Annotated in this window: 11 protein-coding genes and 1 other annotated feature (1 of these 12 only partly in view); all 11 genes read right to left on the reverse strand. The window is 31.7% G+C overall.

Going from position 1 to position 18,881, the window contains the following annotated elements; translation table 11 throughout:
* Window positions 1-4: 4 nt before the first annotated feature.
* Window positions 5-772, reverse strand: a complete 768-nt coding sequence (locus HMPREF9709_RS08045; protein ID WP_005399116.1) for a Hachiman antiphage defense system protein HamA — start codon at window positions 770-772, stop codon at window positions 5-7.
* Between the two features lie 24 nt (window positions 773-796).
* On the reverse strand, window positions 797-2,779 hold the full coding sequence (locus HMPREF9709_RS08050) for an AlwI family type II restriction endonuclease (RefSeq protein ID WP_005399117.1): 1,983 nt from the start codon (window positions 2,777-2,779) through the stop codon (window positions 797-799).
* Window positions 2,779-4,947: a Dam family site-specific DNA-(adenine-N6)-methyltransferase gene (locus tag HMPREF9709_RS08055; protein ID WP_005399118.1), complete on the reverse strand. Its 2,169-nt coding sequence runs from the start codon at window positions 4,945-4,947 to the stop codon at window positions 2,779-2,781. Before HMPREF9709_RS08055 ends, HMPREF9709_RS08050 begins: the two co-directional genes overlap by 1 nt.
* 946 nt (window positions 4,948-5,893) lie before the next feature.
* Window positions 5,894-6,877, reverse strand: coding sequence for a glutamine-hydrolyzing GMP synthase (gene guaA, locus HMPREF9709_RS08060; protein WP_005399119.1), 984 nt, complete (start codon window positions 6,875-6,877; stop codon window positions 5,894-5,896).
* A 10-nt stretch (window positions 6,878-6,887) separates the two neighbouring features.
* The gene (gene guaB / locus HMPREF9709_RS08065) at window positions 6,888-8,336 is read right to left on the reverse strand and encodes an IMP dehydrogenase (RefSeq protein ID WP_005399120.1); all 1,449 of its coding nucleotides are present in this window, start codon (window positions 8,334-8,336) and stop codon (window positions 6,888-6,890) included.
* A gap of 151 nt (window positions 8,337-8,487) precedes the next feature.
* The gene (locus HMPREF9709_RS08070) at window positions 8,488-11,775 is read right to left on the reverse strand and encodes an endo-beta-N-acetylglucosaminidase (RefSeq protein WP_005399121.1); all 3,288 of its coding nucleotides are present in this window, start codon (window positions 11,773-11,775) and stop codon (window positions 8,488-8,490) included.
* An 884-nt stretch (window positions 11,776-12,659) separates the two neighbouring features.
* Window positions 12,660-14,036 (reverse strand): serpin family protein, encoded by a 1,377-nt coding sequence (locus HMPREF9709_RS08075; RefSeq protein ID WP_005399122.1) that lies wholly within the window; start codon window positions 14,034-14,036, stop codon window positions 12,660-12,662.
* Window positions 14,037-14,087: 51 nt separating this feature from the next.
* A complete protein-coding gene (locus HMPREF9709_RS08080) occupies window positions 14,088-15,155 on the reverse strand; it encodes a DUF2871 family protein (protein WP_005399123.1) in 1,068 nt (355 codons plus the stop codon).
* Window positions 15,139-15,720: a TetR/AcrR family transcriptional regulator gene (locus HMPREF9709_RS08085; RefSeq protein WP_005399124.1), complete on the reverse strand. Its 582-nt coding sequence runs from the start codon at window positions 15,718-15,720 to the stop codon at window positions 15,139-15,141. Before HMPREF9709_RS08085 ends, HMPREF9709_RS08080 begins: the two co-directional genes overlap by 17 nt.
* A gap of 148 nt (window positions 15,721-15,868) precedes the next feature.
* Entirely contained in the window at window positions 15,869-16,594 is a 726-nt protein-coding gene (locus HMPREF9709_RS08090) for an amino acid ABC transporter ATP-binding protein (RefSeq protein ID WP_040464207.1), read from the reverse strand.
* On the reverse strand, window positions 16,587-18,017 hold the full coding sequence (locus HMPREF9709_RS08095; RefSeq protein WP_005399126.1) for an ABC transporter substrate-binding protein/permease: 1,431 nt from the start codon (window positions 18,015-18,017) through the stop codon (window positions 16,587-16,589). The genes HMPREF9709_RS08090 and HMPREF9709_RS08095 overlap by 8 nt, the downstream gene beginning before the upstream one ends.
* A 657-nt stretch (window positions 18,018-18,674) precedes the next feature.
* Window positions 18,675-18,881: a binding site (T-box leader), on the reverse strand; it runs 13 nt beyond the window's last position.

An 18,881-nucleotide genomic window follows, 5' to 3' on the forward strand; every position in this document is an offset into this window, starting at 1 on the left:
CCTCCTATACTAATGTTACTAAAAAATCTATTATCGCTTGATATGTTTGTTTTTGTATTGCAATTAATTTCAATTTTGAAAATTTATTAGAGCTTAATATTGAATTGTACAGTTTTCTTAGTTCTATTGAATCTATTGTAGAATCAAATATGCAAAACACAGTACCACCTAAAATAACATTTTTGTCGTTGCTTAAACATGAGTTGCTTTTTTTATTAAGTATATTAACTATAGTATTTTTTTCACTAGTATCATCCAATGCACTCCTAACGCTATTCACTGCATTTAACCATAATTGTGAATTGTGTATATTCAGGCGTGTATATAAATCTCTTTTAGCAGTATTGATTCTTTCGCATACCTTTTCAGTAGAAGTTTTTAGTTTACCTAATTCTCCCGCTTTTGATTCTATAATCCATAAATCTTTATTAGGATCAACAGCAATAATATCAAAACCCTTTTTTACATTTCTTTCTTCTAAATTAAAAAATGGCGAAACTATTTTAATATCAGTAAATTCTCTAATCAACACATTTAGCAATAACTCACCTATCACTCCTACTTTTCTATTTATATCACTTGGAATTCTATGATTTACCAATTCTTTTACAGTTTCATCAAATGAATGATAATTGAATCCTGAAACAAGAGCATATTCTCCATGACAGATTTCAACCAATTGTTCTTTTATTTTATCCTTTAATTCATCACTTAGACTATGAATTTCTAATATAATACTTTCTCCAATTTTTCTTTCAACTACATCATTCATTATATTTTTCCTTTATTATTATAATTAAGCCTTATATTCCCCAGTAGCCTCATTTATCATTCCATCATGCCAATCTAAAGTCTCTAATGGCATTTCATGGTATTTGTCAAATATTTCATACAGGTACTTGTACTTGACCTTATTCTCAATTATCTTCTTGAGTGAACCTGTATCCATTGAAATAATTTTCATTCCTGTGATAGACACTTCATCTCTAGTATATGGAATTATCTTTCTATATCTAAAATCTGAGATTACATTTTTATCCAAGTATGTGCTTACAAATAAGCTATAATCAAACGGATTATTAAATCTAATCCTATAATCGCCTAAATGTCTTGAAACAGGCTCCATTTCCATTCTTCTTTGATTATTTCCATCTGCAAGGGTTGCTTCAAGCAATAATGAATGTTTCGGATAAGAGGTGCACGCTTCATATTCATATATAATGTCTGCGTAACCTCCAGCTGCGTGGGTCTTCGGCAATAAATTGGCTTCTAATGATAACTTCATGAAATCCAAAATATTTCCTTGCCTTTCGCTCACTTTGTACCATATAATTCCCAAAACATATTCAAAAATAGTTGGTATTGCAGCTTCATCTGTAACAATTTCTTCTATTCGCTTATCATCTCGTATTTCAAAACAATTTAGTAACTCTATAAGCACAGAATCGTTAAATTTCTTATCGATCAAAGTGTTAAATCTTCTGTATCGTTCATCATTTACATAAGTTGCAGCTTGTTCCGGACTCTTAATTGTAATTCCTAAATCTTTACTTAAAGCTGCGTATACTTTGCTAATATCTAACTTGAATGCTTCTGATATAGTTTCAAGTGGAACATCAGCTCTGAGATTATTATCTCTACTAAAAGTTTCTGTATACAGAACATCAATAATTTCTTTAAAATAATACTTTGGAATCATATCCAACTTAATCATACGATCCTCAAAAATTAGAGCATCTGTAATGTTAAAATACCTTCTATTTAAATCAAAATAATCAGATAAAGTCGCCATTGCTTTAAAAACATGTAAATATTTGAAAAACACTTCTTTTAGTTCTGTTTCATTTTTACAGTTTATAAATGGACATTGTTTGTGAATTGAAGACTTCCCATTTTTTCTTACAACACCAATATTGGTTGTTTTAAAGAGTAAACTTCTCCACAATGTTCCAGGTTTTTGATTTATATTCTTTGCAGAATTTAATAGTGATTCATAAATGTCTTCGCCATCAAGAAATATCTTCTTTAAATTTTCGTATAATTTATAGTACGGCTTGTCATAGCTTCTACTTTTACGATTCATTCCCACTAAACATAATAGATTTTCATCAACATCAGAGGATATGAATTTTTCTTGTGCAAGTTTGTAGTTTTCCATTTGCATAAGCCTCTTATAAATTATTTCTTCCGGCAAAATTTTACCTTCTCGATATAATTTAATATCCGATATGATTTGTTTTGCACTTTCGTCATCTCTAATTAGCGGAACAAAATAAGTAAACTCGTCATAACTTAAAAACTCAAGTTCCGTCAGGCACCTTATGACCGCAATAAATGGTCTAACGATACTGCCACTTACATCTATACTTGTTTTAAGAAGCTGTTTTAGATAGATAAAGCTGTCTCTGCTAACATTAAACACATTATTCGTTTCAAAATCCCCACTGCTAGTTATTTCAAGCAATTTTCTTCCGGCTCCTGTAATCAATCTATCTTCTGTAATTAAACCAATATCAACTAAACCTGATGTTTTTTCTCTCGCATCTTTATCTTTTCTTTTCGCGTTACCTGTTAAAAAGGCTTTTTTCTTCATAAAGTCATAATATTTTTCTTGTAATTCTTTATTCCAATTCCAGTTAGATTTCTTTATGACTTCATTATGAAATTCGTCAAGAAGCAACAACTGTTCCTCAATTTTCAAATTTAGTTTTGCAGTTCTAAAACTTGTAGTTCCTATAACCCAACAAAAACTTTGATATGGAATACTTTTATTTATCATCACTCATTCCTCCACTCAACTGGATAATTAGTAATCAAAACTTCTTCAGATATACTATTTTTATTTTTTCTGTGATAACTACTATTTGAATAGCTTTTATTCAGTCGATTGCAGTAATACCCCTTACTTTCAATCCAATTATATAAAATATCATTTTTTTTATCTTTGCTTTCCAAAATGTTAGACAAAGCAAAACTAAAGCCCTTTTTATCGGCTTCATCTAAAAATTCTAGTAAAGCTTTTTCTTCTATTTCAGTCCACATACCATTTTCATTATATGTTGCATTTGTAATCAAATATGGAGGATCACAATAAATAAAAGTCTCACGAGAAAACTCATCTAATGAAATATCTCTGAAATCTCTTTTCATTAGATGGATATCCTTGCTTTTTAATTCTTCAGAAAATAACATAAGCTTACTTCTCATTTTAGAATTGAAATCCCTCTTTCCCACAGGAGTATTAAACAAACCTTTTCTATTGAAACGAATTTGATTATTAAATGAGAAAACAATTAATACATATAACATCGAGTAATCTGTTTCTCCAACAAGGATTTTTGTGTTAAAATCATTTCTTAACTTGAAAAATCTTTCTTTATTATATTCAGCCAAACCTCTACTACTGTCACAATCATAATAAGAATATCCATATAAAGATGTATTGGATAAACCATATTCATCAATGATATTGTCTATTTGTTTTAATAAAAGATTAGTATCGGTATCTTTGATAAATTTAATTAGATCTATTAATTTTTCATTTGAGTCATTAAAAATAACCTTTGAAGAAATTGAATTTATTCCAACATTTCCTCCTCCGGCAAATAAATCTAAAAACACTTCTTTTTCAGCAAATAATGGTTGAAGTTGTTCCAATAATTTAAATTTTCCACCTATATAATTAAACGGAGAAGATATATTCATTTTCCTCCTTTCTTCGGCAAATACTTCGCATAAAAATAGTCTTTCTTTATTATCTTTTATATTTGATTTTCCAGTCGAAAAACTCTTATAATCTGATTCAAATATAGTAACTTTTCCCTTCTTACTAAGAATTCTCATAATATCTTCATCTGATATTTTTGCATTAGACCTCTCATTCCCTTTGTCAGACATATTGTTGTATGAAAGCAATATATACTTTGCTTCAGCATTTTCAATTAGTTCTTCAAACGCATTTGTAGCTGAAATCATGCAATAATCACTTTTAAGTGAAGTCCGATCCATCTTTCTTGCAACTCCATAAACTTCAGGTTTTTCCCATCTTGCAACATTTTCAAGTAAATGATACGCATCGCAATATTGCCTTGAATTATATGGTGGATCCAAGTACAAAAGATCCCCCTTAATATTATTAATAAGTTCATTAGCATCTGAGTTATAACAGATATTATTTGAATTAATTGTTTCTTCAGGTAATAATACATTCAATACTAATTTTTTCTCAAAATCAACATTTTTTCTATATGCATCATAATGTCCAACTGTGTTTGCAATCTTATCCATTGCATATAGAAGCGATGTAATTAATATTGCATATTCCTTAAAATTTATTTCTTCGTTTTTGTACTTTGTTTCTATATCTTCTCTTATATATCCTATCTTACTACAATCATCAGCAGAAAAGAAAGTATCGGCGAAATTTTCTCGCATATAATTATTTTCTTTTGTTTTAACTTTATTATAGTCGTATATAATCTCAATTATTTTTTTTCTTGAATACTTCTCATATCCAAACCAAGCGTAATTAGAAATGTAATTACTATATAGCAAATCATTTGTAATAAGCATTTTATCTTTAAAAGTATTCGCAACTGCACCAGTTCCACTAAATATGTCAATAACAATATTTACACCTTTACAATTTTCGTCAACTGTTTTTCTTATAAAATCAGAAAGAGAATATTTATTTCCTAAATATCGTCTATTATTTATGAATGACTGCTTTAATCCTAATTTAGATATTAATAAATCTGTGTTATCCTTATATTGTAAATTATCTTTATGTAAAAATCCTTTAATAATATTTACTGCATTTTCATTCCAAAAGTATCTACCTGTATCACTTTTTGGAATTAAAATATTTTCTCTATCTATTAATTTATATAAATATGACTTAGAAATGTCTAACTCTCTTATTATATCATCAATACTATGATATGCCATCTTTATTCCTCCTTGCCACATTTTAACCTATTTAGTAGACATTATAGCATAATTCATGTATTTTTTCTATAAATTAAGCGAAAATTCAGATGCTAACCGCATCATAAAAAGAAGTATTTTCTTAATAATCTTAATATATCAATATAATACCGTATCGTTGTTAATACTCTAATTTTTGTCAATCGTTTTGTCCTTACCTGTTAATACTCTTAAATTCTCCAGTAAATCGATTAATAATATTCAAATAATAGTATATTTTAAATTAGTATTTTCTATACAGTTCCGCTAATTTAATATATAATAGTGTAATCACAACACTTAATTTAACATGTGGTATTAGTAGAATAATATCTTGTAAATCCTAAACCTCAACACATTCTTTCCATTTTAAAATTTTATGTTGTCTTAAAAAAAAGGAGACAACACATCCAGCCCTTTTCTAAGATAAGTGTTGTCTCAAAAGATTGTTATTCATCGCATTATATTAATTTTTCAAAAGTGTGTTGTCGATTTTGTGACTAATAATCAACTTATTCAACACATTTGGCTATTTCTACCTATATATGTTGAACTTTCAATTTTTAATTCAACACATTTCTAAATTTTTTCCAAGTATGTTGTCTCTCAAAAATTTTTTCAACACATTCTAGAATTATTCTCAAAATATGCTGTATTTAAATGTACTTTAATAAAATATACTCTATTTTTTCCAAAGGATTCAATGTATCCACACCATCTCGAGTAAAAATTTCTTCATTTTCGAGCGTCTCCGCAGGACGTAGTCCAAGGACCTAGCGAGAAAATGTTCCTTTTATAATTAACATACCTCTAGAAGTAAACTATTTTGAAGTAAAAGTAAAATTATGCGCAGTGAGGAATACGCAGAAAAAGCTATAGCCTCTCGCTATAGCTTTTTCGAGTCACGCAACAAGCATAATTTTATCTTTTACTCCCATTCAATAGTCCCTGTAGGTTTCGGAGTAAAGTCATACAATACTCTGTTTACGCCTGGGACTTCTGTTACTATACGTGCAACGATTGTTTGCATTAGTTCGAATGGTATGTTTTCGACTGTGGCTGTCATGGCGTCGGTTGTGTTGACTGCACGGATGATGACTGGCCAGTCGAATGTTCTTTTGCCGTCTTTGATGCCTGTGGATCTGAAGTCTGGAATGACTGTAAAGTATTGCCATACTTTGCCTTCTAGGCCATTGTTGGCAAATTCTTCGCGTAGAATAGCATCGGATTGTCTTACGGCTTCTAGTCTGTCTCTTGTGATAGCGCCTAGACATCTAACTCCAAGGCCTGGTCCTGGGAATGGTTGTCTGTCAACCATTGAAGTTGGTAGGCCAAGTCTTTTACCGATGATGCGGACTTCATCTTTGAATAGGATTCTTACTGGTTCGACTAGTTCAAAGTTTAGATCTTCTGGTAGGCCACCAGAGTTGTGGTGGGCTTTGATACCTTCTTCACTTTCTAGGATGTCAGGCCAGATTGTACCTTGACCTAAGAATTCTACACCGTCAAGTTTACGAGCTTCTTCAACGAAGACTTCGATAAATTCGTGTCCGATGATTTTTCTTTTTTCTTCTGGATCTGTGATGTCTTTTAGTTTGTCAAGGAAGCGATCAACCGCATCTACATAGATTAGGTTGGCATCCATTTGGTTTTTGAAAACTTCGATTACTTGTTCTGGTTCACCCATTCTTAGTAGTCCATGATTTACATGTACGCAATAAAGTTGTTTGCCGATAGCTTTTATTAATAATGCTGCAACGACAGATGAGTCTACCCCACCTGAAAGTGCTAAAAGCACTTTTTTATCGCCTACTTGTTGTCTGATTAAATCAATTTGTTCAGCAATAAATGCATCAGCTAATTGATCATTTGTAATACGTTCCATATTTTGAGGTCTTCTTGCGTCTGTCATGTGTTGTCTCCTATTTAGAATAATTTGGTGATTCTTTAGTAATGTTGATGTCGTGTGGGTGTGATTCTATTAGTGATGCGGAGGTCATTGTTACATATTTACTATCTTCTTGTAATTGTTTGATAGTTGGGCAACCAACGTATCCCATTCCCGCTCTTAATCCTCCTAAAAGTTGGAAGATTACATCTGAAACTGAACCTTTGTATGGCACTCTACCTTCTACACCTTCTGGTACAAGTTTTCTATTTTCTGATTGGAAATATCTGTCTGAAGAGCCGGCTTTCATTGCTGGAATGGAACCCATTCCTCTGTAGACTTTGTATCTTCTACCGTCAAATATTTCTTCTTCACCTGGGGATTCTGTACAGCCTGCAAACATGGAGCCCATCATTGCTGTGCTACCGCCTGCTGCTAAAGCTTTTACAATATCTCCAGAATATTTGATACCACCGTCAGCTATAACAGGTACATCATATTTTTTAGCCACTTCATAAACATCCATTATGGCTGTGATTTGAGGTACTCCGATACCTGCAACAACTCTAGTTGTACAAATTGATCCTGGTCCAATACCAACTTTCACCGCGTCTGCACCAGCTTTGATTAATTCTTCTGCAGCTTCCGCAGTTGCGATATTACCCGCGATTACTTGTAGATCTGGATAAAGTTCTTTTACTTTTCTTACTGTATCGATAACATTTTTGCTGTGACCGTGAGCTGTATCGATAACGATAACGTCAACTTTCGCTTCTACTAACGCATCAATTCTATCCATCATATCTGCAGTAACCCCAACAGCTGCACCACAAAGTAGTCTACCATTTTCGTCTTTTGCAGAATTTGGATATGAAATTCTCTTTTCAATATCTTTAATTGTGATTAAACCTTTTAATTTAAAGTTAGAATCAACAATTGGTAATTTTTCAATTTTATTTTGTCTTAATATTTCACGCGCGTCGTCAAACTTCACGCCTTCTTTAGCTGTGATTAGATTTTCTTTTGTCATTGATTCATCAATTTTCTTTGAAAAATCTGTTTCAAATCTGATGTCTCTGTTTGTAATGATACCGATTAAAACACCTTCATCATCAACAATTGGCACACCTGAGATTTTGTAATGAGCCATTAACTCATCTGCATCTTTTAATGTGTCTTCTTTTGAAAGATAGAAAGGATCTGTAATAATACCATGCTCTGATCTTTTAACTCTATCTACTAACTTAGCTTGAGCTTCAATACTCATGTTTTTATGTATTATCCCTATTCCACCTTCTCTCGCCATGGCTATCGCCATATCTGACTCAGTAACGGTGTCCATTCCTGCTGAAACAAGCGGAATGTTAAGATTAATTTTCTTTGTCAATCTTGTTTTCAAGTCTACATTATTTGGTGTAACTTCTGAATATGCTGGCACTAGCAAAATGTCATCAAAAGTTAAGCTATCTTTATAAAATTTCATACAATTCCCTCCCTATTTTTTGTTAATTAAATTATAACAATCATTTTAATATAGTCAACTTAAATATATGAAAAATACAAAACTAGCTCTACAAATTTACTTGTAAAGCTAGTTTTTTTTAATTTTATTTTTTTAATTTAGTAGGAATGGTTTATCTTTTGCCTATCAATTTACCATTCCAAGTAAAATTGTACCATCTTCCATCAATCCATTGTCTGCCGGAAACTCTTGTACCTGTTGATGTTCTTAGATATGTCCAAACGCCGTCAATCCATTGCCATCCGTACGCTTGAGTGCCTGTGCCTGGTCTAAAGTACATCCAACCTAATGGAAGTTTTTGCCATCCTGTAGCCAATGTACCGGATCTTCTGAAGAATCTCCAATTTCCATCAATCCATTGTCTACCCTTAACCATAGTGCCTGAAGATAATCTAAAGAAGTATCTATATCCATTTTCTGGATTAGTCCACCAACCTTTTTGATATCTTGTTTTTGGTCCTTCTAAGGATAGCCAAATCATGCCATTTTCATGGTAAGTTTGTGTCATGGATTCACCTTTTGAATTGAAGAATTTCCATGTTTTATCAATCCATTTCCATTCAGACTTAGCTTGTTTTCCGTGATCATAGTAGGTCCATTTATTTCCAACTTTTTCCCAACCGTGTTTTTCTGGTTGTTCTGGTTCTTCAGGTTCTTCTGGAATTTCTGGTTCATATGCAGGGAAATCTTCAATTGGTTTTTCAAAACCAAACACCTTAAATTCGTAGATTCTCGCTACGCTACCGCCTTGTTCCCCTCTGATTATATCTAATTTTACAAATTTCGCTCTTTCAATCACTGCGTGAAGAGTTTCATCTGCTTTGTTATCTTCCACTTTAACTATAGGTGTCCAATTTTTACCATCTTCACTAATGGAAATGTTGTAAATTCTAGTATTGAATGCTGCATCTTCGCCACCTTTTGCTGCATGTAAGATTTCGAAACTTGTTATTGTAGATTCATTTTCTAATTCATACATAATCCAAGGCTTATCATTTGCATTGTCACACCATTTTGTAGATGGATTATTATCTTTTGCTTGTTCACCTGTTTCTGAGAACATATTACAGTTTGCGGAAGTTGTTACCTTAACGCCATCTCTTAGAGCTAAGTTTTCAATATCATAACCATCTTCGTATACTGTGATTATATTTTTCTTAACTTCTACATCTTGTCCTGAAGAGTTCTTAGCTGTTAATGAAACAGTGTATCTACCAGCTTCTGGGAAGCTTACCTTTACTTCTTCTCCCTTTAGATTTTCTTCATTTGCTCCAGGGATTTTCCATTCAAATGTAGAAGCAGAGATTGAAGATTTTTGTGTTAATGTTAGTTCTTCGCCTACTTTTACAAATCTCTTATTAAAAGTAAAATCAGCTTCTGGAACTGCTAGTTTGCCAAAATCAAATTCAAATTCTTTTGCTTTATCATTAAGTAGTTTACGATCTTGACTTAATGGAATCGCAACAAATTTAACGGTTGAATCTTCATCACTAGGTCTTTTAATATTTTCAACATAATATCTTCCGTTATTAGTTGTACCAACTAATTCTCTACCTTCTGAAGATTCCATGTAAATATTTACTAGAGCATCTTTATTAGTTTCAACTAAGAAATTAACTTTCGCAGAAACACCAGCATCTACTTCTTGTGATTCTGCCTTGAAGCTCTTGATATTTACATCTTTATCGATTTGACCAATTGTTATATTTCCTAAATGTACCTTATTTGTTTCAGGGTTTGTAGTCGCAATGTTAACCCCAAATTTAACAATATTTTGTCCTGCAACAGAAGATAAGTCATATGTCACAGTGTCCCATTCACCCTTAGATTCTGTACCTTTTATAATAAACTCTTTATTTTCAGCATTTACTAATAACATGTCAAATCTAGCATCACCTTTTTTAGTTACAGATGCTTTCATGCCATTTTCAATTTTAATATTTGATCCAAATAGAGTACTCTTAGTGTTTCCACCTTTAGCCATAGCTCCTTCATATTTAATTGAAGAACCACCATAATAAACAGTGTTTACATCTAATTGAGGAACTAGTTTATTTCCATTTTCATTTTCATACATCCATCTATATGTTGGCATAATATCTTGTGTAGATCTATTTATGAATGTACCTTTTTTAGCTAATTTACCTTCTACGAAGAAGTTATCTCCAGCACCTTGGTTAAAACTTGATGTGAATGGTAAACTTGTGATTGGAGTTTTTTCTGGGAAATGAGTTGAAATACCCTTCCAATTAATTTCTGATTCATTTCCAACTTTACCTGTACTGTTTACCCATAAATCTTTTTCATATTTCCAAACAGTATTCCAGAAATCCATTCCTTCTTTGGATGCATTTGTTCTCATAACTGAGTCAGGAACATAAAATCCCAATGAAACTTTTGGTGTTCCATCTTCATTCATAAGCATATCTAAAGTATCACCATATTGTCTATATAGGTAACCATTAAGACTGTTTGAACTTTGCACGTCAAAGCCGAAGAATGCATTCATTGGATCAAATCCGATTTCTTTTGATTTGTTTACTGTAGTGTCAGGAGAATAACCTCCCCATCTAAAGTCTACAAAAACTTCATCAGAAACTTCTTTACCATTGTCTCTTACATAATCATAGTTAAAATCATTGATTGCACCTTGCCATGAAACATATCCTGAATTAACCATGGCATCATACCAAACCATTGTTTTATCAGTCTTTTTATTATATTCAATTAAAAATTCTTTTAAGGCTTTTGCTGTTTCAGGGCTAACATTAGTTTCTTCATTAATAAACCAACCATCAAATCCTAATGTATCAGCAATTTCAATCATTTTATCAAGTAAGACAAAATTTCCTTTTGAATCTTTTTGTACAAATTCATCTACCCATTTTTCTTGTCCACCGTAAGCTTCAGGTGGGAAAAATACAGTACCTACAACTTTTACACCATTCTTATGAGCAGAGTCAACAAAATCTGCAGAAGGCAACACTATAATTCCTTCACCTGCTGATCCACCCCAATATACCAAGGTATCTACATATTGCCAATGTGTAAATGCATAACTATATCTATAGTCATCTCCACCTTGAGCTGGAGCGCCTGATGTAGTCGCATTGGCAATCATAATCGCCATTACTTTACCGTCACTATTTGCTGCCTTAAGACCAGCACCAACAAGTTTTTCTCTCTTTGCCAGTGGAGTCTTTGAAATATTATTTTTTTGATCTGGATACTTTTCTAAACTCCAGTCAATAATATCTTTTGGATGATAATGTCCCGCTGTTGGTTTTTCCAATTTTGCCGCCTGTACACTATTGAAAAATATCGAAATAGCGAACACAAGCACTAACGCAAATGCTACTCTAGCATATGAAAATGTTAGCTTTGATTGATGTTTTTTCATTAAATTTTTCCCCCTTATATACTATAAATTTTTGAATGTCCACCAAATATCAACCTACGTAACTTTCTTGTAATTGACCTCCTTGCACAAAATCCTAAATAATTAAAGCCTTATCTTCCTTTTACTATTATTTTATATACTAATATTTTTATTAGCAAACCTTTTCTTCTTTAGGTTATGTTTTTAATTTAAAGTGCTTTTATAGATAGAAAGTAAAAATATTTTCAGGATTTTACGTTTCAACAATTGTTGTTGTAGGGGCTTGGGAAATATTAATATAGAAATGGTTATTTAGAAGTACAGGGTTTATAAGGAGGATTTTAGTGTAGAAATGTAGATGTCGATGGAATTATTATAGTGGTTACATGTAGTATTACTTGGGAAATTTGAGAAAATGAATTTTACCAAGTAGTAAATTTCGTTGAATTACTTGGGTATTTCTAAAATGTCATTTTTACCAAGTAGTTAATTTTGCTGAATTACTTGGGTATTTCTAAATATCATTTTTACCAAGTAGTTAATTTTATTGAATTACTTGGGTATTTCTAAAATGTCATTTTTACCAAGTAATTTAATTCAGTGATTTACTTGGGTATTTTAATATTTAAAATTTACAAAGTAAAATTTTAGAAAAATTTTGAAAAAATTACTTGGTTATATTTAAAATCAAAAATAACCAAGTAAATGTGCTAAAAATCTTACTTGGTTATTTTAGAATATTGAATTTACCAAGTAAATTGGTAGGGTTTACTACTTGGTTATTTTGAAAATTGAAATTTACCTAGTAAATTAAAATAACTACGCACAAAACAAAAGTCCATTACAATAACCCTCATTACCTTTACTGTAATAATCGTGTTATCATAACGGACTTAATTCATCCTCTATTCACTTATAGGTTCATTTACAATTCCTGAAAATAATGGTACATTGTCTTTGCCTGTGATTACAATTACAAATGGTCTATTGAAGACTAAATCTATCTCTTTTTGTGTCTCTTGTTTTGATTCATCTTTTAGAATTATCGTGTATGCAGCGGCTTCTAGGCCTTCTTCGTTAATTAAAGTACGCGCTTCATGTTTGATGTCTGAGACAAAAGGTTTAGAGTTTGTCAATTCTGAAAAGTCAGCAGTCTTAGGGTTGAAGATATCGGTAACGCCTAATTCTTTCGTCTTTTCGACTAAATTTATTTGTGAATTTATGTCAAATTTTGGAATGGATAAATTTACTAAGATTCCTTCTGATTCTTCTTTAGAATTTATTATTTTAGAAATGTCGTCACTTTCTAATATGTCTTTTGGGGTCTTCCCTTCTTTTGGTAGGAATGCCCAGAATTTTGAATTAGTATTTTTTAACTCCAAAGAGATGCCATCTGAGTTATCGGCTGAAAAGTAGCCATTTTCAAATTGTTTGTTCATAAATTCAAACTCTTTTTCTCCATTTGGAGTATTGAAGATTTTCTTGTCGTTATCTGATTTTTCGAAGACTTCTATCCATTCATCTTTTAGATAAATGGTTGATATTAACGAAAGTACAGTATTTTCATTGGTTTCGAAATTTTTTAAGCTTTTTTCAAATGTATTGTTGGTATTTGAATTTATCCAATCAGCCATCATATTGTCATATTTTTTTGTACCAAATTTCCCAGAAAATGTTGAAGCATAGTATTTCTTTGATATGGTATCTAAGACTTCCTTATTGTATCTTCTACCTTCTAGAAGCCAAATGGAATTGTGCATTTCTAATGAAATATCGTCGCCTGGGATATAATTTGATCTCCATAAGGCACTTACATCTTTTCTTAATTTTTCAATGTCATTTTGGCCCAACAGAGTAAAGAGCTGTTCTCTTGAATTACCTTCTGTTGTTTCTGTTAGCATACTATATGCAATATAGATGTTTAGTGGAGAGTACAGCTGATTTTCTTTTGACTCCAGGTCTAAAAATTTTGATTTTGTCTTATCAAAAAATTTAAAATAAGAATCTTGATAACCAGCGTCTGTTTTCACTAATTTGTCATGTTCACTTTTCCATTTGTCATAGTCATCATAATATTTTTCAGATACTTCACCTTGCTTGTTGGTATATTTCTTCATAGTTGGCAAAGCTGAAATTTCAGGTAACTTGGCTTTTGCGATTGCCTTTCTTTCTACAAGATTGTCACCTAAAAAATGTTTTGCTAGTAAAGTTGAAATTATCAATAAAAATGTTAATATCAGAATTAAAAATACCTGTTTATTTTCCTTAATTTTCTTTATCATAGGCCCTCCAGGTTATTGTTATTTATTACTTCTGATATTATTTTAACATTTTTACTTATCTTTCACAATCCTAAAATCGCTGATTAACAATAGCATGCTCCAAATTAAACCAACTGATAAAGCAATATGTCCTAAGCCTGCAAGACCTGAAAACATTGCATTATTGAATAGTTCTGCACCATTCCCAATGACTTGATAGATACCCCTAATAAACATCATAGTTATTGAGAATAGCATACCGAAAATCCAGTGATTTACAGGAATTTTATACTTAGAAATGTCCTTCTTGCCAAGTGAAGAAATTAGAAGGAAGATTATCATTCCTAAGATAAATCCAAGCACTAAGGTGTGAGTGTGTAAAACAGAAAGCATGCTGTATTCGTTAAATTTAAAGTATTTTGTAAATTCTCTGAAAAACACTCCTGCTGCCAAACCAAAAATTAAGGAAATATATGAAAATTCAAGTATGTCCATTCCTGAAAATTCTGATTTGTATTTCTTGTATCCAAAATATGCTAGAAGGAAGTATGCAACAGTTTTTGGAAGCATAAACATTCCCACTAATGGGTATTTGTCTGCAAATAGCACTACTGGTAGGTAGAATAAAAATGATAAGAAAATCAGTATTGAAAATTTCTTAAACAATTTATTTTCTTTATATGAAAGTACCATTAAAATTACGCCCATTATTGTAAATGGCACGTTTCTGATAATGACCCATGTTAGGTTTGGTTCTGCTGAACCCCAGTTATTTTGTGGAAGCAATGTCAAAATTACTCTTGCTGCAAATAATGCATACATCAAAATGTCCATTCCCTTATTATTTTTATTTGTTTCTCTCTTATAGTAGAAATAATAAAGTAGGTAGAACACTGTCATTGTAATGGATGTGACCATTTTACCCCATGATAGTATGCTCACAAATCTTTCCATTCCATTTTCTGTCATATGAGCCATAATTCTTGGTACAAGGTGAAATGAATCACCAACCCCAAGTAATACAGCCATTAACCCAAATGTCTTCGCTCCCTTTTCTTTTATAAATAGCATTTTGATACCTAGTGAAATAACTAAAACTAGATACATAACGTCAAAAATTGATTCAAATAGTCCTGCCATAATTTACTCCTTTTATTATCCATTCGCAATATAGATTGTATTTTTCTAAAAATTCTTCTTTCGTCCAATTCTCGCTAAATAGCCTGCACACTAAATCATGCACTACCGCTTTGATAAACATCATATCTTCTCTTTCACTTAATAAAGCGGAAGATTTTTTTTCATCACCATAATTTTCCACTAAATATTTTGTGTGTTTTTCTTCCAAATCCTGTGTCCAATTCAGATACTTAAATTTATATAAATTGTAAACTTCATCTTGTAGCATCTCTTCAAATAGCACATTTCCGTATATCTCTAGCGCTTTTTTGTACTCAAAATTATTCTCTTTTAATAAATTAAAAAATATCTCATGAGTATCTTTTGTAAATAAGTCCAAAATATAAAAATATGCTTCTTCGAGATTTTCAAAATATTGATAGAAGCTTCCTCTTGAAATGCCAGCTTTATCAATAATTGATGCCACACTCGCATCGCTAAAAGGATGAATTAAAAATTCATCTTTAATAGCATCGATAATAGTATTTTTCTTCTCTTCAGATAAATTTAAGAATGTCTTTTTCATGTTTCACCTTCCTTTTATTTGTGAGAATGCAGATTGATATAAGTGAAATTGTATTGTCATATATCACATTCAAAACAAAATGACACCCTGTCATATTTACTTTCATTATAGTGACACGGTGTCATTTTGTCAAATATTTTTTATTAAATTATTCTAAAACTTTTGAAAGAAATTCCTTCGTTCTCGCTTCCTTAGGATTTTCAAAAATTTCTTTAGGAATGCCGACTTCTGTAATCCTGCCATCACTCATAAATACAACTCTATCGGATATTTGCTTTGCAAAATTCATTTCATGCGTTACTAAAACCATTGTCATCCCACTAACTGCAAGATCTTTCATAACGTCCAAAACTTCTTTTACCATTTCTGGATCTAAAGCAGATGTAACCTCGTCAAATAGCATGATTTCAGGTTCCATAGCAAGCGCCCTAGCAATTGCTATTCTTTGTTTTTGCCCTCCTGAAAGTTTATTTGGATAAACATCGATTTTATCTTCCAAACCTAGGATTTTTAATAGTTCTTTCGCCTTTTCTTCCGCGGAATGCTTATCATATTTTCCCGTAAGTGCTGGAGCTAAAGTAATATTTTCTTTTACTGTCATATGAGGAAATAGATTAAATTGTTGAAATACCATTCCAAGCTTTTGTCTAATCATATTTAATTGTTTTTCATTTTTAGTTATCTTCTCGTCTTTAAAATATATGCTCCCCTCATCTGGTATTTCCAACATGTTTATACATCTAAGGAATGTTGACTTACCTGAACCAGAAGGACCAATAATAGAGATAACTTCACCTTTTTCAATTTCAAAATTAATGTCTTTCAAAATCTGTTTATTATTAAAACTCTTTCCCAAATTTTCAATCTTAATTATCATAATTTAACTTTCCTTCCATTAATTTCATTAATCTTGTCAATGTAAATGTTAATACAAAGTAAATAATTGAAACTATCATTAATGGCTTCATAGCCTCAAAGGTCAAACTTTGAATCTTTGTTGTTTGAAACATCAATTCACCAACACCAATTGTAGAAGCGATAGATGTTTCTTTAATTAAGGTTACAAATTCATTTCCTAATGCAGGCAAAATATTCTTAAACGCTTGTGGCAAAATTATCTTCTTCATTGTTTGATTTTCAGATAGCCCCAAACTTCTACCCGCTTCCATTTGTCCTTTTGAAATGGATTCAATACCAGATCTAATAATCTCGGACACATAAGCTGCAGAGTTGATAGACACCGCTATAATTGAAGATGTGAATGCAGAAGTCTTCGCACCTAACACATCCAGTCCAAAATATACAATCAAGATTTGAAGCATCATTGGAGTTCCACGGACAATTTCAACAAAAGCTCCAATAATAAAAGAAATCACCGGAATATGTTTCATCCTAATCAATATAAAGACCATTCCTAACACAAATCCAATAAGTAGTGAAACCAATGAAAGCAAGAGTGTAGTTTCAATCCCTTTAACAAAAAGTCCATAATGATTTGGTTGCTCTGCATCATTCATCAATTTATTTGAATCAATCACCCATTCATCAACTAAATTCTTTTCCTTTATCTCCTTGATTACCTTATTAACTTCTTGTGTCAATTCCTTAGCATCTTCCCTCATCGCCACAGCTGAACCTTGAGAATCATCCTTCACTTCAACATCTTTAACAACTGTCAAATCAGAATTAGACAATACATATGAATCCGCAACTGGCTTTTCCATCAATATCGCATCAATCTTACCTGACTTCAACTCCAGTAGTAAAGTTGTCACAACCGGCAATCCTTTAGTCTTAATATCCTTAATTCCCTTAGCCAATTCCTCCTGAACAGATCCTAATTGAACACCAATAGTCTTTCCTTCAAAATCTTTCAGAGTTTTATACTTCCCTTCATCCCCTTTTCTTATAATAAAACCATGTGTTGAATTGTAGTAAACATCTGAAAAACTCGCCTTTCTCTCAGGTGATGGAGACATCGCCGCAATAACCATGTCAAATGTCCCCGTCTCCAAACCAACAAGTAATGATTCAAACTTTACATCCTGTATCTCTAGCTCTACACCCCACTTTTCAGCAATATATCTTGCCATCTCCATATCAATACCTACATATTCTGTCTTACCACCTTTATTAGTGATAAACTCATATGGAGGATAATCAGCAGAAGTACCAACTACCAATTTATCTTTATTGTTTAATAACTTTTTCACTTCTTCATTGCCAGATTTATTCCCACTACAGGCCGTCAATAGCAGAATAAAAACTGTTAATATTGCAAATACCTTCTTTTTCATTTCCTCTCCTTCTGTATATTTCTCAAAGTGTTAACTTTTTTATATGAAATCAATTTTTAAGTAATAAATTTCAGTAAAATTTTTGATTTTTTATTTTATACTGTCACTCCATTTTAAAGTTCAGCTTATTTTTCATTTTCTAAATTTATACTGAGCATTTTCTCCATTTCTTCAGCATAATGTACAACTATTGCTTTTTATACTGTTTTTTAGGAATGTCTAACATTCTTTTTTCAGTTTATTTCTTATAAATACCAAATTATACTGTCTTTTGAAGAATTTTCCTCAGTATAAATTTGATATTTTAATTTTATACTGTCTTTAAATTTTTCCATTCAGCTTAATTTTCAATTCCTAGGATTTATACTGATTTTGCTTAGTCGTTTAAGTAGGTCTCATGCCAGGCTCTCCCAAATCTTTGATTTGGTGAAAGCTACGGCAAGTACTTTAGCCGTCAGCTAATCTTCGATTAGCTGAGAGGCTTCTTTACTTTATTATCGTATGTTACGTCATTTTCCGCCTGCTTACATCAATTCAAAGCTCCCTACTCGGTCGCTTTTCATTGTGTAGCAATGCGTTTGACCTACCTAAGGCTCCAGCGATTTTTCAAATCGCTGGGTGCCTGGTTAGGTCATAAAAAAAAAGTAATTCATCTTACAAGAAGACGAATTACTTTCCGCGGTACCACTTCAATAATCACAATACGATTGTGATCTCTCTTAATATAACGCCATTTAGCGAAGTAGGATACTCGAATGTTTTCTTTGTCCTACTCATCTCAACAACTCTCTTCGCTATAAGTCTGTTTGCTGCCTCTCACCATCTGCAACTCTCTGTATAACATTGTTATAGTTACTCTTTGTT

It is taken from the genome of Helcococcus kunzii ATCC 51366, assembly GCF_000245755.1.
Taxonomy (GTDB): Bacteria; Bacillota; Clostridia; order Tissierellales; family Peptoniphilaceae; genus Helcococcus; species Helcococcus kunzii.